A 15,681-nucleotide genomic window follows, 5' to 3' on the forward strand; every position below is an offset into this window, starting at 1 on the left:
TTCGGGCGTTGCGATGTGCAATAGCGACGGCCAGCGACCAACTCAACGGAAGACCGCACGTGATGAAGCAGGATGTCGAAACCGCAACCGAAGCCTTGCGGGAGATCTTCCCGCCGACGCCGCTGCAGCTCAACGAGCACTTGAGCGCACGCTACGGCGCCAACATCTACCTGAAGCGCGAGGATCTTTCGCCGGTTCGCTCCTACAAGATCCGCGGCGCCTTCAACTTCTTCCGCAAGGCGATCGGTGCCGGCGCGTCGGGAAAAACCTTCGTCTGCGCCTCGGCCGGCAACCATGCCCAGGGATTTGCCTTCGTCTGCCGCCATTTCGGCGTGCCGGGTGTCGTCTTCATGCCGGTGACGACGCCGCAGCAGAAGATCGACAAGACCAGAATGTTCGGCGGCGAGTTCATCACCATCAAGCTGGTCGGCGATATCTTCGATCAATGCTACAAGGCGGCCCGCGACCACGTGGATGCGATTGGCGGCGTGATGGTGCCGCCTTTCGACCACGTCGACATCATCGAGGGGCAGGCAAGCGTCGCGGCGGAAATTGCCTGGCAGCTTCCGGAAGGCGTGGCTCCTGATCTCGTCGTACTGCCGGTCGGCGGTGGCGGCCTTGCCGCCGGCGTCACCGGCTACCTCAAGGACAAGGTCGCGGCCGATCACTTCATCTTCTGCGAGCCGTCGGGCGCGCCGAGCCTGCGGGAAAGCCTGGAAACCGGCAGCGTCGTGACCCTCGACCAGGTCGACAACTTCGTCGACGGTGCTGCGGTTGGACGCATCGGCGACCTCAATTTTGCAGCACTTCGGCGCTTCTCGCCCGACCAGGTCATGTTGCTGTCGGAGAATGCGATCTGCCAGACGATCATCGACATGCTGAATGTCGAAGGCGTCGTGCTTGAGCCGGCTGGCGCGCTTTCGATCTCGGCGCTGGAAGCGCTGGGACCTGAGACGCTCGCCGGCAAGACGGTGGTCGCGGTCGTTTCCGGCGGCAACTTCGATTTCGAGCGCCTGCCCGACGTCAAGGAACGGGCGATGCGCCACGCCGGTCTCAAGAAGTACTTCATCCTGCGCATGGCGCAGCGGCCGGGCGCCCTTCGCGACTTCCTCAACCTGCTCGGTGACGAGGACGACATCTCGCGCTTCGAATATCTGAAGAAGTCGGCGCGCAACTTCGGCTCCATCCTGATCGGCATCGAGACCAAACATGCGGAGAATTTCCCGGTGCTGAAGGCGCGATTCGACGCTGCAGGGCTTCGCTACCAGGACATCACCGAGAACGAGATCCTCTCCAATCTGATCATCTGATGGATATGAGGACGTCGCGGTCGATTATAGGCACTTAAGCTTTGACAGTGTCGGCCGCGGCGTCTAAGTCTTGGGCATGGCATCGTTTTTCTCGAAATTGTTCGGCCGTTCCGGCAACTCCGAAGACCAGGCGCAGGCAGCACCGGGAAAATCCGAGGCCTATGCGGATTGCACCATCCGCGCAACGCCGATGCGCGAGGGCTCGCAGTTTCGTCTGGCGGGTAATATCGAGAAGGTCTCGGCCGAAGGCGGGGCCAAAATCCGCAGCTTCATCCGCGCCGATCTCTTCACGTCCGAGCAGGACGCAATCGACGCGGCGCTGCGCAAGGGGCGCCAGATCATCGATCAGACCGGCCCGTCGCTGTTTTCAGACGACGCTCCCTCGCGCCAGGTCTGAGCTGCCGCCGGATTTCAAACTAATTTAGAATAAACAGATGCTTGTCGGGCGTCTCTGATGTTCTTCATCATCGTGCGGCAGATTTTTTGCCGGTGGCGTCGCTCGACTGTGGCGATCTTGGCAGGCGTATGGGCCGCCATAACCGGCAGCCCACACTCGATCGGTTGCGGCTCAGAGCTTGATGCGGAAGCGCGCAAAACCCTCTGCGGCGTCGCCGGCGTCCTCGATCGTCACGCCCTTGACCTGCGCCAGGAACTGCCGGGCCTTCGGACCGCTGTCGAAGGTGACGCTCGTGCCGGAGAGCGGCACGAAGGTCCAGTTGGCGTCGGCCGACGGGTTGATCGTGCCCTGATCGATGATGTAGCGCACGACGACGTCGCGGTTGGTGTCAGGCGCCACGAAGACCACCTTGTCGGCGGTGATGTCTGGGAAGTTGCCGCCGCCGCCGGCACGGTAGTTGTTGGTAGCCACGACGAATTTCTGCGCCGGATCAATCGCTTGTCCGTTGAACTGCAGGTTCTTGATGCGGTTCGAGGCGGCGTTGATGGTGTTGCCGTCCTTGTCGAATTTTGGCGGCACGGAAAGGTCGATCTGGTAGGTGACCCCGTCGATGACGTCGAAATTGTAGGACGGGAAGCCGCCGTTGATCAGCGGTGCGTCCGCACTCCCTGGCTTGACCTCGTTGAAGATGCCGGCTGACATTTCCAGCCAGTTGCGCACCTGCTCGCCTGATATGACCACCGCCTGGACAGTGTTCGGATAGAGATAGAGATCGGCGACGTTCTTGATGGCGATGTCGCCGGCCGGAACGTCGGTGTAGTAATCCGCGCCGCCGCGGCCGCCGGCCTTGAAGGGGGCTGCTGCCGAAAGCACCGGCAGGTCGCGGTGCTCGGTATCCTTCAGCATGTCCTTGATGTACCAGGTCTGTGCCTGGCTGACGATCTGGACCGATGGGTCGTCTGCGACCAGGGCGAAGTAGGAATAGAGCGGTGCGCTGGTCTTGCCGACCGGTGTGCGCACATATTCCAGCGTCGCCTCGTGATCCTTCTGCGCTGCCGCCAGGACGTCCTTTCTGTCGGCGACTTCGGCGACGACCTTCTTTTCAACGCGGCGATAGATCGGCCGCGCTTCGCTCGTCGAACTGACGACGCGCCAGGCGCCGCCCTCGCGCTCGATGAGCAGGTCGATCAGACCGAGATGCGAACCCCAGAAGCCGCCCATTACGCCGGGCTTGCCGGCGATCAGCCCCTTCTTGTTGTCGACGCCGGCAAGGCCGTCGAACTTCGGCCCGGGGAAATCCAGGTGGCTGTGACCGGTGACGATCGCATCGATGCCTTCGATCGCGGCCAGCGGCACGGATGCGTTCTCTAGGTTTTCCGCATAGGCCTCCTGGCCGATACCGGAATGGGAGAGCGCCACCACGATGTCGGCACCTTCCTCCCGCATCTGCGGCACCCAGGCCTCGGCCGCCTTGACGATGTCGCGCGCGTTGGCCTTGCCCTCTAGATGCTTGGCGTCCCAGGTCATGATCTGCGGCGGGACGAAACCGATGAGGCCAATGCGGATCTCGTGCTCCTCACCGGAGCCGTCCTTCACCTTTCGGTCGAGAATGACATAGGGCTTCAGGAACAGTTCGTCCTGGCGCGCATCGGCGGCAAGTGCCCCCTTCGTCAGGTTGGCGCAGACGAGCGGGAAGTTGGCGCCGTTGAGCGCCTTGAACATGAAGTCGAGGCCGTAGTTGAACTCATGGTTGCCGAGCGTGCCACAGTCGTAGCCGAGCACGTTCATGGCGGCGATAACAGGGTGGATGTCGCCGTCTTTCATGCCGCGCTGATAGGCGACGTAGTCGCCCATCGGATTGCCCTGCAGGAAGTCGCCGTTATCCACGAGGATGGAATTCGTCGCTTCGGCGCGGATGGCATCGATGATCGAAGCGGTGCGCGCAAGGCCGACGGTGTCGTTGGGCTTGTCGCCGTAATAGTCGTAGGGAAAGACGTGGACGTGCAGGTCCGTCGTTTCCATGATCCTGAGATGCGCCTGGTTGGCGGCGGCCCGAACCGAGAATGGATGCAACATGACGAGTGCCGAGGAGGCTGCGACCCCCGCAAGAAGCGAGCGGCGCGTGAGGTGAAGCGGGGATGTCATCGATGTCATGCGGTCCTCCATTGATCAAGAATGCGGGTCTTCATGGAAAAGGAATACAATCGGGAGTTTTGCCCGCCGGAAGGCGAGCCACGGTGGGTTGGCGCCGACTATGCCGGAAAGCCGACGTTTCCGAAAGCGGCAGATTTTCGCACCCCAAGGTCGAGCGACAGCGGACTTCCGGTAAAGTTTTCTTCAAGTTTCCTGGTTAACGGTGCTTGAGGAAACGGAACTTTCTCAAGCACATGCCAAACGCCAACCTTCTTCTTTTCGTCGGCGAGGCGCTGGTCTACGTGACGGCGATGATCGGGCTGCTGCACCTTCGCGCCCGGTTGGGGCTCGGCGTGTTCGTCGCCGCCCTCGGGGTGATGCATTTCATCGAGACCTATCTTGCGGCGGTCTTCTATGTGCAGTTGCCGTTCGGCGTGATATCGCCCGGCTCGGCGGTGCTGTTTTCCGGCAAGCTGATGATGATTCTCCTCCTCTACGTGAAGGAGGATGCGGCAACGGTGCGCCAGCCGATCTATGGCTTGCTCGCGGGCAATTTCCTGACGGTGGCGCTGAGCCTGCTGCTGCGCCAGCACGATACGGTATCGATCGTGGCGGAGCGCTCCGCCGACCTCGCCTTCATCGACGAGATGGGATGGCTGATGGTCTGGGGAACGACGATCCTTTACTTCGATTCGCTGATGATCATTCTGCTTTACGAGCGCCTGGGGCGGTGGCTGCGTCATTTCGTGACCGTGCGCTTCCTCATTTGCGGGATCGTGGTGCTCACGTTCGACCAGGCGGCCTTCTATGCGGCGTTGCGCTGGTGGAACGGCGCGCCTGCCGAGGTGTTCTGGGGCGGATGGATGGCGAAGATGCTGGCGGCGCCCTTCTATGCCATTGCCGTCGGCCTTTATCTCAACCTCTCGCGCCATCCGTCGCTTGCCATGTCAGACCGGCTGCTCGGAGATATCTTCAACACGCTGACCTTCCGCGAACGCTATGAGGACCTCTTGTCGCGCTCCGGTCAGGACACGCTCACGGGCTCGCTCGATCGCAGCCGGTTCGAGCTCGAGGCGCCGGAAATGCTGCGTGCGGCGCGCGCTGAAAACGCCGCCGTGACGCTGATGATCATCGACGTCGACCACTTCAAGGGCGTCAACGATCGCTTCGGCCACCTGGAAGGGGACCGGGTGCTGCAGCGGCTGGTGGAGACGGTGAAGTCGAAACTGCGACCGGTCGACAGGCTGTTTCGCTATGGCGGCGAGGAGTTCGTGATCCTGTGTCCGGCCATGGCGCATGAAGATGCGCTGAGGCGCGCCGAAGAGATCCGGATCTCGATCTCCGATCAGATCGCGACGCCGGACGGTCGGCCGGTCACGGCGAGTATCGGGCTTTCTTCGACGCCTGCCGATGGGGCCGCGGTCGAGGATCTGCTGGCGCAGGCGGACCTGAGGCTCTATGCCGCCAAGGGACGCGGACGCAATTGCGTCGTCGGCCGATAGGTCATCCCGGCGTCGCCTTCAGATGCCGACATTCGGCCGGTCGATGATTTCGCGCAGCGAAAAGCTGGAATTGATCTTCACCACGTGGGGCAGGGCCGAGAGCCAGTCGCGGTGAATGCGCTCATAGTCCTGCAGATCCTTGGCCGCGACCCGTAGGATGTAGTCGTACTCTCCCGACATCAGGTAGCAGACGAGCACGTTCGGACAGAGCTTCACTGCCGCCTCGAATTCGGCGAGCGTCTTGGCGAACTGGCCGGAGAGCGAAATATGGACGATGACCATGATCTGGTAGTCGAGCGCCTTATGCGCAATGCGGGCATGATAGCCGGCGATCGTTCCGGATTTTTCCAGGATGTCGACCCGTCGCGAACAGGCCGACGGCGAGAGCCCGACCTTCGCCGCCAGGTCGGCATTCGAGATCCGGCCGTTCTGCTGGAGAATGCGCAGAATCGTATGATCGATGGCATCGAGTTCGCCCATTCGTGATTTCTCCCGATCTTGCTCCAGTTTGCGCAATATTATTCGAAATCAATGCGCCTTGGGTTTCGTCTTTGCAAGGACATTCGATTGTCGGCGTGTTTTGCTGATTGCCTCGTCATAAGCGGCGCAAAGCCCATAACAGGAGAGGAACGCTAGGATGCGTGTCGGTTGCCCGAAGGAAATCAAAAACCATGAATATCGTGTCGGCCTGACGCCCGGCTCGGTGCGTGAATATGTTGCCCATGGCCACGAGGTAATCGTGGAAACCAAGGCCGGGGCAGGGATCGGCGCGGATGACGATGCCTACCGTGCCGCTGGCGCGAAGATTGTCGCGACGGCAAAGGATGTGTTCGAAAAGTCGGACATGATCGTCAAGGTCAAGGAGCCGCAGCCCTCCGAATGGGCGCAGCTGCGCGAAGGCCAAATTCTCTATACTTACCTGCATCTCGCGCCCGATCCTGAACAGACAAAGGGTCTGCTCAATTCCGGCGTGACGGCGATCGCCTATGAAACCGTTACCGATGATCGCGGCGGCCTGCCGCTGCTCGCGCCGATGTCCGAGGTTGCCGGGCGCCTGGCGATCCAGGCGGGTGCGACCTCGCTGCAAAAGGCCAATGGCGGCCGCGGTATCCTGCTTGGCGGCGTGCCGGGCGTGCTCCCGGCCAAGGTGACCGTCATCGGTGGCGGCGTCGTCGGCCTGCATGCGGCGCGCATGGCGGCCGGTCTCGGTGCCGATGTCTCTATCCTTGATCGCTCGATCCCGCGCCTGCGCCAGCTCGACGATCTCTTCGCCGGCCGCGTGCACACGCGCTACTCGACCATTGACGCGCTGGAGGAGGAAGTCTTTTCCGCTGACCTCGTCATCGGGGCGGTGCTCATCCCGGGTGCCGCGGCACCGAAGCTCGTCACCCGCGAAATGCTGACCGGCATGAAGAAGGGCGCGGTCATCGTCGACGTCGCCATCGACCAGGGCGGCTGCTTCGAAACCTCGCATGCCACCACGCATTCCGATCCGACCTACGAGGTCGACGGCATCGTGCACTACTGCGTTGCGAACATGCCGGGCGCGGTGCCGGTGACATCGGCGCATGCGCTGAACAACGCCACGCTGCACTATGGCCTTCAGCTTGCCGACAAGGGGCTGAAGGCGATTGCCGAAGACCGGCATCTGCGCGCCGGCCTCAACGTACACCGCGGTCGCGTGACCAACGCGCCTGTCGCCGAAGCGCTCGGCTATGATGCCTATGCACCCGAGGCGGTGCTGAACGTCGCATGACGGAATAATCCATCGGCCCGGCAGCGATGCCGGGCCGATGGCCACGAAGGCGTCAGGCGGTGACGATCCGGCACTGGTAGCAGTTGTACCTGGTCGAGCGCACATGGACGGCTGAAATGTCGGATCGCGCCAGCAGTTCATTCGCTCGCGTTTCAAGCTGTTCCCTGGCGATGACGTCACCGGTCCCATAGACGATGCGTTCGTCGGGGCCGTAGCCGCGCAGGAGATAGCTGTCGCGCGAACTCAGGATCGGCGGCAAGGTTTCGCCATCATGCGCCGGGCACGCCTCGGCGTGCATGAACACCGGGCCGGTTTCCGCATAAGGCTGCGATGTCGAAAACGGTCGAAGCGCGAAAATCAAATAGGGCGCGCCGGCTTCGACATAATCCAGGCAATGACGGCAGGGCACACCACCGCCATCGGAGATCTGTCGCTCCGGCGCATTGCCATAGGCGTCCAGCCCGCCGTCTCTTATCCGGCGGGCTTCCGCGTCAGACATCGGAACATAGCGCAGCGGCATGTGTATCTCCCTGATCGGTTTGTTTGTTCGATCAGGATAATGCGCCGGCCGCAGCCATCGGGACACCCGGAACTTGCCGGATGGTGTTCGTCAGAGGTTTTTCACCAGGCTCAGAAGTTCGGCATCGGTCAAAGGCTCGACCGTCGCCTCGCGCGTCGCGACCGGCGAGAAGCCGAACTGTTGGTAGAGCTGCAGCGCGCGCGGGTGGTCGAGATTGTTGGTGGTGACCTTCAGCTTGCTCGGGCTCAGCGCCCAGGCGGCAAACAGCGTCTGCAGCAGGAACCATTTGCCAAGCCCGAGGCCGAGTGCGTGTTCCATCAACCCGAAATGCACGAGCTCGACGACGTCGTCCTCACCCTGATGCAGTTCGAAGAAGCCGGCCGGCGCCCCGTTGACGTAAAGGACCGTCACGCTCGTCCGCTTGTCGCCAAGCGTTGCGGCCAGCTCCTCGTCGCTCATGCGCAGTCGTTCCGTCCAGTGCCAGCGGCGGCCGACGCGCAGATAGAGAAACCTGTAGTAGCCGAGCGGAATGTCGGAGACGCGCAGGATCGCGGTCTGGATATTGACCGGCATCGGCAGGCTCTGCTTCGGCGGAGCCGTCATTTCGAGTTCGGTAACGTGCGCCGTTAGCGAGGCGAGCTTGGGAGTGCGCATGGCGTCACTCGCGACCCGTGACGACCGTGGTGTCGGCACGTCCACCCCATTCGGACCAGGAGCCGTCATAGAGCGTGTTGTCGGTGTGGCCGAGCGATTGCAGCGCCAGCGTGATGATGGCCGCGGTTACGCCCGAACCGCAGGTCGTGACCACAGGCTTCGAAAGATCGACACCGGCGTCCTCAAAGGTCTGGCGCAGGGCGGCGAGATCCTTGAGCTTGCCGTTCTCGGAGAAGACGCCGGACGGCAGGCTGTGGGCACCCGGCATATGACCGGAGCGCAACCCGGCGCGCGGCTCGGCCTCTTCGCCGTAGAAGCGGGCAGCGCCTCGAGCGTCGGCGATCTGGATAGCGCCGTCGGCGACGATGTCCTTCATCCCGGCCAGGGACGTGACGGCCGCTGGCGTAAAGCTCGGTCTGAACGTGGCAGGGTTCGGCGAGGGCACTTCGGTCGTGACGCGGCGGCCTTCCCGGTTCCAGCCGTCCATGCCGCCATCGAGCACATAGACGTCTTTCGCGCCCATGATGCGCAGTTCCCACCAGACGCGTGGCGACGTCATGATGCCCGGGCCATCATAGACGACGATCGTGTCCGTCTCGCTTACGCCGAGCGCGCCGACCGCTTCGGCGAAGGCCTCCGGGGAGGGCAGCGTATGCGGCAGGCCGCTCGTGTGGTCGGCAATGGCGTCCTGGTCGAAGAATACGGCGCCGGGAATGTGGCCCGCTTCGTACTCGGCCTTCGCGTTGCGCTTCTGCGCCGGCAGGTACCAGGATGCGTCGAGGATCCGGATCGAGGGATCGCTGAGCCGCTCCTCAAGCCAGTCGGCGGAAACGACAAAGGCGCTCTTGTTGTTGGTCACGGTCGCAACTCCTTACTCAAACTGATGCGCGGTCTTCGGGGGTGCCGAAGCGGATACGGAACCGGCGGTTCTCCTTACCCTTCTTCTCGATCTTGGCGATGTGAATGGCGCCGACTTCCTGCGTCTCCGACACATGCGTGCCGCCGCAGGGCTGGCTGTCGACCGCCGAGTTCTCGCCGATGCAGACAAGGCTGACGCGCCCGAGGCCCATTGGCGGCCGCACGTTCTTCGACTTGACGATGCCGGGATTGGCGGCGAGCTCGTCGTCGGTGATCCACTGGACGTAAACGGGATGGTTTTCTTCGACGAGCTTCATCAGCGCCGCCGTGACGTCGTCCCGGTCGATCGTCTCGCTCATGTCGAAATCGACACGGCTCTCGTCCTCACCGACGGACGCGCCGGTGATCGGGAAGGGACAGACGACCGAAAGCAGGTGGCAGGCGGTGTGCATGCGCATCAGGCGGTAGCGACGCGGCCAGTCGATATGGAGAACGAGCTTCTCGCCGATTTCGGGCACCGGCTGCTCTGCGGCCGGCACATGGACGATGATGTCCTTGGTTTCGCCGTGACGCGCGACCGCGATATCGATTCGGCTGCCGTCGGCGCGCTCCAGAAAACCGGTGTCGCCGGGTTGGCCGCCGGACGTGGCATAAAAGCAGGTCTGATCCAGTTCGATCCCGCCATCTTCGAGGATTCCGGTGACGCTGGCCTCGCAGGTCGAGAGGTAGAAATCGTCACGGAAGAGGGCGGTCACGGTCCTGGTCATCGCATTCCTATCCAACTGATTCGTATGGCACTGCAATGTTGGAAGCCGTCTTCAACCATGTGGGCACCGGCAGCCCCTTGGAGGCGAGGAAGTCCGGATTGAAGAGCTTCGATTGATAGCGGTTACCATAGTCGCACAGGATCGTCACGATCGTATGTCCCGGTCCGAGATCCTTGGCGAGCCGCACCGCACCGGCAATGTTGATGCCAGTCGAGCCACCGACGCAAATGCCTTCCTGTTCGATCAGGTCAAAGACGTAAGGCACGGCTTCCGAATCCGGAATCTGATAGGAGAAGTCGGGCGTGAAGCCTTCGAGATTGGCGGTGATTCGGCCCTGGCCGATGCCTTCCGTGATCGAGCTCCCCTCGGATTTCAGTTCGCCGTTGGTGTAGAAATTGTAGAGCGCCGCCCCTTGCGGATCCGCAAGGCCGATCTTGATCGCGGGATTCTTCGCCTTCAGGCCTTGCGCGACGCCGGCCAGCGTTCCGCCCGAGCCGACGGCGCAGATGAAGCCGTCGACCTTGCCGTCCGTGTCGCGCCAGATTTCCGGCGCCGTCGTTTCCACATGGGCGTCGCGGTTGGCGACGTTGTCGAACTGGTTCGCCCAGATGGCGCCGTTCGGCTCGGTCCTGGCCAGTTGCTCGGCAAGGCGGCCGGAGATCTTCACGTAGTTGTTGGGGTTCTTGTAGGGAACGGCGGGCACTTCGACGAGCTCGGCGCCGAGCAGCCGCAAGGCGTCTTTCTTCTCCTGGCTCTGGGTCTCCGGGATGACGATGACGGTTCGGTATCCGAGCGCCTGGCCGACGAGCGCCAGACCGATGCCGGTGTTGCCGGCCGTGCCTTCGACGATGACGCCGCCCGGCCGCAGCTGACCGGTACGTTCCGCATGGCGAATGATCGAGAGCGCCGCACGGTCCTTCACCGATTGTCCGGGGTTCAGAAACTCGGCCTTCCCGAGGATCGTGCAGCCTGTCGCCTCGGACACGGACTTCAGCCGGATCAGAGGCGTGTTTCCGATAGCTTCGAGCACGGACGGTAGAATGGCCATTTGCAGAACCTCGTGTTTGAGGACAGGCACCGCGGCAAGGCGGCACGTACCAGGTAAAAAACGAACGGCGGCCGGCGAATGTCGACAACGTTTCCGGACCGCCGAAATGTTGGCGTGTTTTCGGCTCAGCCTGCACTTCAGGCAAGAAATAGCGTTTCGCCGCCGCTCTGTCCCGAACAAAAATCGTCTCCAGGGCATGTGAGAGCCAGCGACGAAGACCGTTGCCGCGATGAAGGGCCGGGCAAGTCATTTTTCGCCCACAGAAGGAGATGCGTGCGTGTTTCCCGGCGCGTGCCGAGGAGTGAGTGATGAGTATCCAATCTACGAAATCGGAACGGAAACTGGCTTGGGTTACGGGCGCAAGCTCGGGAACCGGACGGGCGCTCGCGCTCGCGCTCGTGCGCGAGGGCTATGCCGTCGTGGTGACGGCAAGAAACCACGACAGGCTCGTGGATCTTCAGCACGAAGCGGCGAGCGAAGGCCGCATCACCGTGCTCGACGGCGACGTCACTGACCCCGCGGATATGGAGCGGGTGATAGCGGCGATCGAATACGATCATGGGCATCTTTCGCTCGTGGTGCTGAACGCCGGTGTCGCGCTACCGGTCCGGGGAGACGAACTCCACCGCGAGGCCTTCGAGAAGAGTTTTGCCGTCAACTTGAATGGCGTCGTCAACTGTCTCTTGCCGGCCGTCGCTCACATGAAGGCGCAAGGACGCGGCCACATAGCCATCGTATCGTCCGTCGCCGGCTATGGCGGGTTGCCGAGCAGTGCTGCCTATGGCGCCACAAAGGCCGCGCTGATCAACATGGCGGAGAGCCTGAAGTTCGATCTCGACCGGATTGGCATCCGGTTGCAGATCATAAGTCCTGGCTTTGTCGATACGCCTGGGACCGCGCGTATTCGCTTCCCGCGGCCGACCCCAGTGACGAGCGAAGAGGCCGCAAGCCGCATTCTCGCCGGTCTGAAATCGCGCCGTTTCGAAATCGCCTTCCCGCGTCGCTTTGCCTACGCGGTGAAGCTCATCGATCTCCTGCCCTACAGCCTCTACTTCAGTCTGTTGAACTGGCTGACCCGCGGCAAGGCGGAAGCCATGGAAGGCAAGAAACAAGCCGGGCCCCGCGGGCGTCCGCGTCAGGCGGTGTGAAGCACCAGCACCGCGCCGAAGATGAGCGCGAGCCCGGCCCAGCCGATCGGTTTCAGCTTCTGGCCGAACAGAACACGGCCGCAGATGGCTGTCCCGAAAATCCCCGTTGCGCCGAGCACGGCATAGGCGATGGCAAGCTCCATGCCCTTGATGGCTTCGGCGAGGAAGGCAAAGGCGGCGAGCACCAGCAGGATCGAAAGCATACCCCAGCCGCGGCGCGCGAAACCTTCCGATTTCGTCGAGGCGAGGTTGGCCGCAACATCGAGGATGCCGGCGATGACCGCAAGAATGAAGTAGATGCTAGGCGCGCTCATTGGCCGCTCCCTCGCTCGCCGCTTCATCCTCGTCGTGATACTCGCCGGCATTCACAAGCAGGATGCCGACGATCGCCATCGAAAGGCCGAGCATTTCGCGTCCGGTCAGCACATGGCCGAAGACGAAAACCGAAACCAGCGTGATGATGGCAACGCCCGAACCTTCCCAGATCGCGTAGGCGACGCCGACCGATATCGTCTTTACCGCCTTCGCCAGGAAGACGTAGGAGAGGGCGATCGAGACATACATGACGGTGTGGCCGAGATAGGAGCCGCTTTCGGAAGCGGCCTTCATCACCGTCAGCCCCACCACTTCGGTCGCGATGGCGAGCGCGAGGAAAAACCATGCAAGACGCATGCAGTACCTTCGAAGAGAGATTTGGATCAACCGCCTCTTAAGCGCTACGGGTGACGCGGTAAAGCCGTGCCGCGTGCGCTTACTCGAAGACGATCTGCCGGACGTCGATGTTGCGGGCGCGGAACCCGGCCTCGCAGTAGTAGAAGTAGAACTCCCACAGCCGCTTGAAGCGCAGGTCGAAGCCGAGCGGCTCTAGCCGGTTCCAGACCGACCAGAACCGTTCCCGCCATTCGCCAAGCGTGCGGGCATAGTCGCCACCGAAGCCGAAGTCGTTGATCATGCGCAAGCCGACGTTGCGGCCAAGTTCGACCAGATGCTCGCGCGTCGGCAGCATGCCGCCCGGAAAGACATATTTCTGGATGAAATCGGGGTTGGAGCGGTACTCCTCGTAGGCTTCGGGCTTGATGGTGATGATCTGCAGACCGGCCTTGCCGCCCGGCTTCAGGCATCGCTTCAGCTGCGAGAAATAGGTCGCCCAGAATTTTTCGCCGACGGCCTCGAACATCTCGATCGAGACGATGCGGTCGTAGGTACCTTTTTCCTCGCGATAGTCCTGGAACTTCAGTTCGACGCGGTCGGCAAGGCCCGCACGCTGCATGCGCTCGCGCGCGAAGGCCAGCTGTTCGCGGCTGATCGTCAGGCCGGTGACCCTGCAGCCGATTTCCGTTGCCGCGAACTCGGCAAAACCGCCCCAGCCACAGCCGATCTCAAGCACATGATCGCCAGTGCGCAGGTTCGTCGCCTCGGCGAGCGCGCGGTATTTGGCCCTCTGCGCCGAGCGGAGATCGTTGGCGCCCGTAGCGTAGAGGGCGGACGAATAGGTCATGCTCGGATCCAGCCACTCGCTGTAGAAGGCGTTGCCGAGATCGTAATGGGCCGAGATGTTGCGTCGTGCGCCCGAATGGGTGTTGGCATTGCGCCAGTGCAGGAACTTGTCGAATAGGCGCAGAAGCCCGCGCGCACGGTTCGGAAAGTTCCTGCCGATTTCGGCGTTGACGAGGAACAGTTCGAGAAAGGCGCCGACATCGGGACTGTCCCAGTCGCCGTCGATATAGCTTTCCGCAGCCCCGATCGTGCCGCCTGAGATGGCGCGCTGTGGCAGGTTCCAGTTGTTGAGGTTGAGTATGGCGCGGGGGCCGACCCTGGTACCGTTGATGATCAGTTTGCGGCCGTCGGGCGTGGAGAGCATCAGCGTCCCCACCTGAAGGTGCACCAAGGCGCCAAGCACCAGCCGCGCCTTGAGCGGAAAGTCCCGCACGGCCGTCGCCAGATTGTCGGAGGAGAGCTCCACCGCACCCTCGAATGCGGCAAAATCGGCTTCCAGGTTACGCATACACCACCCCCTCAGCTGTTGCATCCGTAGCGTGAGCCTAGCCGCAATCGCGCCATACGCCAACTGCGGATTTCTACCGGAGGGCTCTATGTCTTCCCGGAATCTCCCGGTGCGCTTGTGATCTGCCGGAAGGCTGCCAGTGCCCGATCCCGTGCGACGGCATGGTCGACGATCGGTTTCGGATAGGTCGCGCCAAGTTCGATGCCGGCTTCGGCAAGGGCTGGGGCCGGCGCCGCAAAGGGGCGATGGACGTAGCGCGGGTGGAGGCGCTCCAGTTCCGGAACGAAGCGCTTCACATAGAGACCGTCGGGGTCGAACTTTTCGCCCTGGAGGATCGGGTTGAAGATTCGGAAGAACGGCGCGGCGTCCGCGCCTGATCCGGCCACCCATTGCCAGCTTGCGGCATTGTTGGCCGGATCCGCGTCGACCAGCGTGTCGCGGAACCAGGCCTCTCCCTTGCGCCAATCGACCAGGAGGTCCTTGATCAGAAACGAGGCGACGATCATGCGCACGCGGTTGTGCATGTATCCGTGGCGCCAGAGCTGACGCATGCCGGCGTCGACGATCGGGTAACCGGTGAGCCCCTTGGTCCAGCGGGCGAAGTCGTCCTCGTGGTCCAGCCAATCGAGACGATCGAATCGACGATCGAGATTGCGGCGCGGCAACTCCGGGTAATGAAACAGCAGATGATAGGAGAACTCGCGCCAGGCGAGCTCCTTGCGGAAGGTGGCCGCGCCTTCGCCGCTTTCGGCCTGGGGCCTTGCCGCCGCATGCCAGGCTTGCGCCGGCGAAATTTCTCCGAAGGCGAGGTGAGGCGAGAGCAGGGACGTGCCGTCCGCATCGGGATAGTCGCGGCGATCCTTGTAGCCGTCGAGCCTTTCGTCGACGAATTCTTCGAGGCGGGCGGTCGCACCCTCTTCGCCCGGCGTCCAGATCTCGCTGAATGTCGCCGCCCAGTCGGGATTTGTCGGCAACAGCGACCAGTCGTCGAGACGATCCGACTGCGGCCAGGTTTCCGGCGCCGCGATGCGGCGCGGCCGGTCGATCGGAGGCGCCGGCTCGCTCTTGGATCCGAGCGCGCGCCAGAACGGCGTAAACACCCGGTAGGGCCCGCCCGTCGTTGTCAGCAATCGCATCGGTTCATGCAAAAGCTGCCCGGAAAAGCTCTCGGCGATGATGCCCCTGTCGGCGAGCGCCTTCTTGAGCACGCTATCCGTGGCAACGCCGCTCGGGTCGTAGCGCCGATTCCAGTAGACGCGCTCCGTGCCGCTCGCCCGCGTTATTTCGACGATCACGTCCAGCGGGTCGCCGGAACGAAGAATGAGCCGGGACGCATGCTGCGCGAGGCTCGTGCCCAACGCCTCGAGCGAATGGTGCAGCCACCACTGCTGTGCCGCGCCAAGCGGGCCGTTGCCGCTATCGGTGGGTTCCCGGATGTAGAGGGGGATGACAGGGGCTTCGCCCGCTGCGGCCGACAGGGCGCGATTGTCTGCAAGGCGGAGATCCTTGCGGAACCAGACGATGATGGGCGGCGCCGCGGCCTTTGTCATGAAGAACCATCGGGAGGTTGGGGATTGATCACC

At 62.8% G+C, this 15,681-nt stretch carries 16 protein-coding genes; 5 read left to right on the forward strand and 11 right to left on the reverse strand.

Annotated elements, in window-relative coordinates; all coding sequences use genetic code 11:
* The first annotated feature begins 62 nt into the window (after nt 1–62).
* Nucleotides 63–1,310: a threonine ammonia-lyase gene (ilvA, locus tag C1A35_RS08955; RefSeq protein ID WP_104663999.1), complete on the forward strand. Its 1,248-nt coding sequence runs from the start codon at nt 63–65 to the stop codon at nt 1,308–1,310.
* 76 nt (nt 1,311–1,386) lie between these two features.
* Nucleotides 1,387–1,707 (forward strand): HlyU family transcriptional regulator, encoded by a 321-nt coding sequence (locus C1A35_RS08960; protein ID WP_104664000.1) that lies wholly within the window; start codon nt 1,387–1,389, stop codon nt 1,705–1,707.
* A 171-nt stretch (nt 1,708–1,878) separates the two neighbouring features.
* Here the strand turns inward: C1A35_RS08960 and C1A35_RS08965 are convergent, their stop codons facing one another.
* The gene (locus C1A35_RS08965) at nt 1,879–3,852 is read right to left on the reverse strand and encodes a bifunctional 2',3'-cyclic-nucleotide 2'-phosphodiesterase/3'-nucleotidase (protein ID WP_104664353.1); all 1,974 of its coding nucleotides are present in this window, start codon (nt 3,850–3,852) and stop codon (nt 1,879–1,881) included.
* 242 nt (nt 3,853–4,094) lie between these two features.
* Here C1A35_RS08965 and C1A35_RS08970 point away from each other — a divergent pair, with 242 nt between their 5' ends.
* Nucleotides 4,095–5,342 carry a GGDEF domain-containing protein gene (locus C1A35_RS08970; protein WP_104664001.1) on the forward strand — a complete coding sequence of 416 codons (1,248 nt, stop codon included), beginning with the start codon at nt 4,095–4,097 and terminating at the stop codon, nt 5,340–5,342.
* An 18-nt stretch (nt 5,343–5,360) separates the two neighbouring features.
* On the opposite strand, the gene C1A35_RS08975 is transcribed toward C1A35_RS08970, so the two are convergent.
* Nucleotides 5,361–5,822: an Lrp/AsnC family transcriptional regulator gene (locus C1A35_RS08975; RefSeq protein ID WP_104664002.1), complete on the reverse strand. Its 462-nt coding sequence runs from the start codon at nt 5,820–5,822 to the stop codon at nt 5,361–5,363.
* Between the two features lie 157 nt (nt 5,823–5,979).
* Here C1A35_RS08975 and ald point away from each other — a divergent pair, with 157 nt between their 5' ends.
* On the forward strand, nt 5,980–7,098 hold the full coding sequence (gene ald, locus C1A35_RS08980) for an alanine dehydrogenase (protein ID WP_104664003.1): 1,119 nt from the start codon (nt 5,980–5,982) through the stop codon (nt 7,096–7,098).
* Nucleotides 7,099–7,150: 52 nt separating this feature from the next.
* On the opposite strand, the gene C1A35_RS08985 is transcribed toward ald, so the two are convergent.
* From C1A35_RS08985 to C1A35_RS09000, 5 genes are all read right to left on the reverse strand, one after another.
* Nucleotides 7,151–7,618, reverse strand: coding sequence for a DUF1203 domain-containing protein (locus tag C1A35_RS08985; protein ID WP_104664004.1), 468 nt, complete (start codon nt 7,616–7,618; stop codon nt 7,151–7,153).
* 90 nt (nt 7,619–7,708) lie between these two features.
* Nucleotides 7,709–8,272: a GNAT family N-acetyltransferase gene (locus C1A35_RS36685; RefSeq protein WP_234822836.1), complete on the reverse strand. Its 564-nt coding sequence runs from the start codon at nt 8,270–8,272 to the stop codon at nt 7,709–7,711.
* 4 nt (nt 8,273–8,276) lie between these two features.
* Nucleotides 8,277–9,131 (reverse strand): 3-mercaptopyruvate sulfurtransferase, encoded by an 855-nt coding sequence (gene sseA / locus C1A35_RS36690; protein ID WP_234822837.1) that lies wholly within the window; start codon nt 9,129–9,131, stop codon nt 8,277–8,279.
* 16 nt (nt 9,132–9,147) lie between these two features.
* Complete coding sequence (locus C1A35_RS08995; RefSeq protein WP_104664005.1) at nt 9,148–9,897, reverse strand: alanyl-tRNA editing protein; 750 nt, start codon at nt 9,895–9,897, stop codon at nt 9,148–9,150.
* A gap of 7 nt (nt 9,898–9,904) precedes the next feature.
* Nucleotides 9,905–10,945 (reverse strand): cysteine synthase A, encoded by a 1,041-nt coding sequence (locus tag C1A35_RS09000; protein WP_104664006.1) that lies wholly within the window; start codon nt 10,943–10,945, stop codon nt 9,905–9,907.
* A gap of 305 nt (nt 10,946–11,250) precedes the next feature.
* Between C1A35_RS09000 and C1A35_RS09005 the strand changes: the two genes are divergently transcribed.
* On the forward strand, nt 11,251–12,093 hold the full coding sequence (locus C1A35_RS09005; protein WP_199772894.1) for an SDR family NAD(P)-dependent oxidoreductase: 843 nt from the start codon (nt 11,251–11,253) through the stop codon (nt 12,091–12,093).
* Here the strand turns inward: C1A35_RS09005 and C1A35_RS09010 are convergent.
* The 4 genes from C1A35_RS09010 to C1A35_RS09025 form a co-directional block, all read right to left on the reverse strand.
* Complete coding sequence (locus C1A35_RS09010; protein WP_104664008.1) at nt 12,081–12,407, reverse strand: SMR family transporter; 327 nt, start codon at nt 12,405–12,407, stop codon at nt 12,081–12,083. The genes C1A35_RS09005 and C1A35_RS09010 overlap by 13 nt on opposite strands.
* Entirely contained in the window at nt 12,394–12,765 is a 372-nt protein-coding gene (locus C1A35_RS09015) for an SMR family transporter (RefSeq protein ID WP_104664009.1), read from the reverse strand. Before C1A35_RS09015 ends, C1A35_RS09010 begins: the two co-directional genes overlap by 14 nt.
* A 79-nt stretch (nt 12,766–12,844) precedes the next feature.
* Nucleotides 12,845–14,098, reverse strand: coding sequence for an SAM-dependent methyltransferase (locus C1A35_RS09020; protein ID WP_104664010.1), 1,254 nt, complete (start codon nt 14,096–14,098; stop codon nt 12,845–12,847).
* Nucleotides 14,099–14,184: 86 nt separating this feature from the next.
* On the reverse strand, nt 14,185–15,648 hold the full coding sequence (locus C1A35_RS09025) for a cryptochrome/photolyase family protein (RefSeq protein ID WP_104664011.1): 1,464 nt from the start codon (nt 15,646–15,648) through the stop codon (nt 14,185–14,187).
* Nucleotides 15,649–15,681: the final 33 nt, after the last annotated feature.

It is taken from the genome of Ensifer adhaerens, assembly GCF_002940685.1.
GTDB lineage: Bacteria > Pseudomonadota > Alphaproteobacteria > Rhizobiales > Rhizobiaceae > Ensifer > Ensifer adhaerens_E.

Coding starts and splice junctions, on each gene's coding strand:
- C1A35_RS36685 (WP_234822836.1), bottom strand. CDS start 8,272: ATGCGCACTCCCAAGCTCGCCTCGCTAACGGCGCACGTTACCGAACTC.
- ald (WP_104664003.1), top strand. CDS start 5,980: ATGCGTGTCGGTTGCCCGAAGGAAATCAAAAACCATGAATATCGTGTC.
- C1A35_RS09015 (WP_104664009.1), bottom strand. CDS start 12,765: ATGCGTCTTGCATGGTTTTTCCTCGCGCTCGCCATCGCGACCGAAGTG.
- C1A35_RS08975 (WP_104664002.1), bottom strand. CDS start 5,822: ATGGGCGAACTCGATGCCATCGATCATACGATTCTGCGCATTCTCCAG.
- C1A35_RS09010 (WP_104664008.1), bottom strand. CDS start 12,407: ATGAGCGCGCCTAGCATCTACTTCATTCTTGCGGTCATCGCCGGCATC.
- ilvA (WP_104663999.1), top strand. CDS start 63: ATGAAGCAGGATGTCGAAACCGCAACCGAAGCCTTGCGGGAGATCTTC.
- C1A35_RS09000 (WP_104664006.1), bottom strand. CDS start 10,945: ATGGCCATTCTACCGTCCGTGCTCGAAGCTATCGGAAACACGCCTCTG.
- C1A35_RS09025 (WP_104664011.1), bottom strand. CDS start 15,648: ATGACAAAGGCCGCGGCGCCGCCCATCATCGTCTGGTTCCGCAAGGAT.
- C1A35_RS08985 (WP_104664004.1), bottom strand. CDS start 7,618: ATGCCGCTGCGCTATGTTCCGATGTCTGACGCGGAAGCCCGCCGGATA.
- C1A35_RS08960 (WP_104664000.1), top strand. CDS start 1,387: ATGGCATCGTTTTTCTCGAAATTGTTCGGCCGTTCCGGCAACTCCGAA.
- C1A35_RS08965 (WP_104664353.1), bottom strand. CDS start 3,852: ATGACATCCCCGCTTCACCTCACGCGCCGCTCGCTTCTTGCGGGGGTC.
- C1A35_RS08995 (WP_104664005.1), bottom strand. CDS start 9,897: ATGACCAGGACCGTGACCGCCCTCTTCCGTGACGATTTCTACCTCTCG.
- C1A35_RS09020 (WP_104664010.1), bottom strand. CDS start 14,098: ATGCGTAACCTGGAAGCCGATTTTGCCGCATTCGAGGGTGCGGTGGAG.
- C1A35_RS08970 (WP_104664001.1), top strand. CDS start 4,095: ATGCCAAACGCCAACCTTCTTCTTTTCGTCGGCGAGGCGCTGGTCTAC.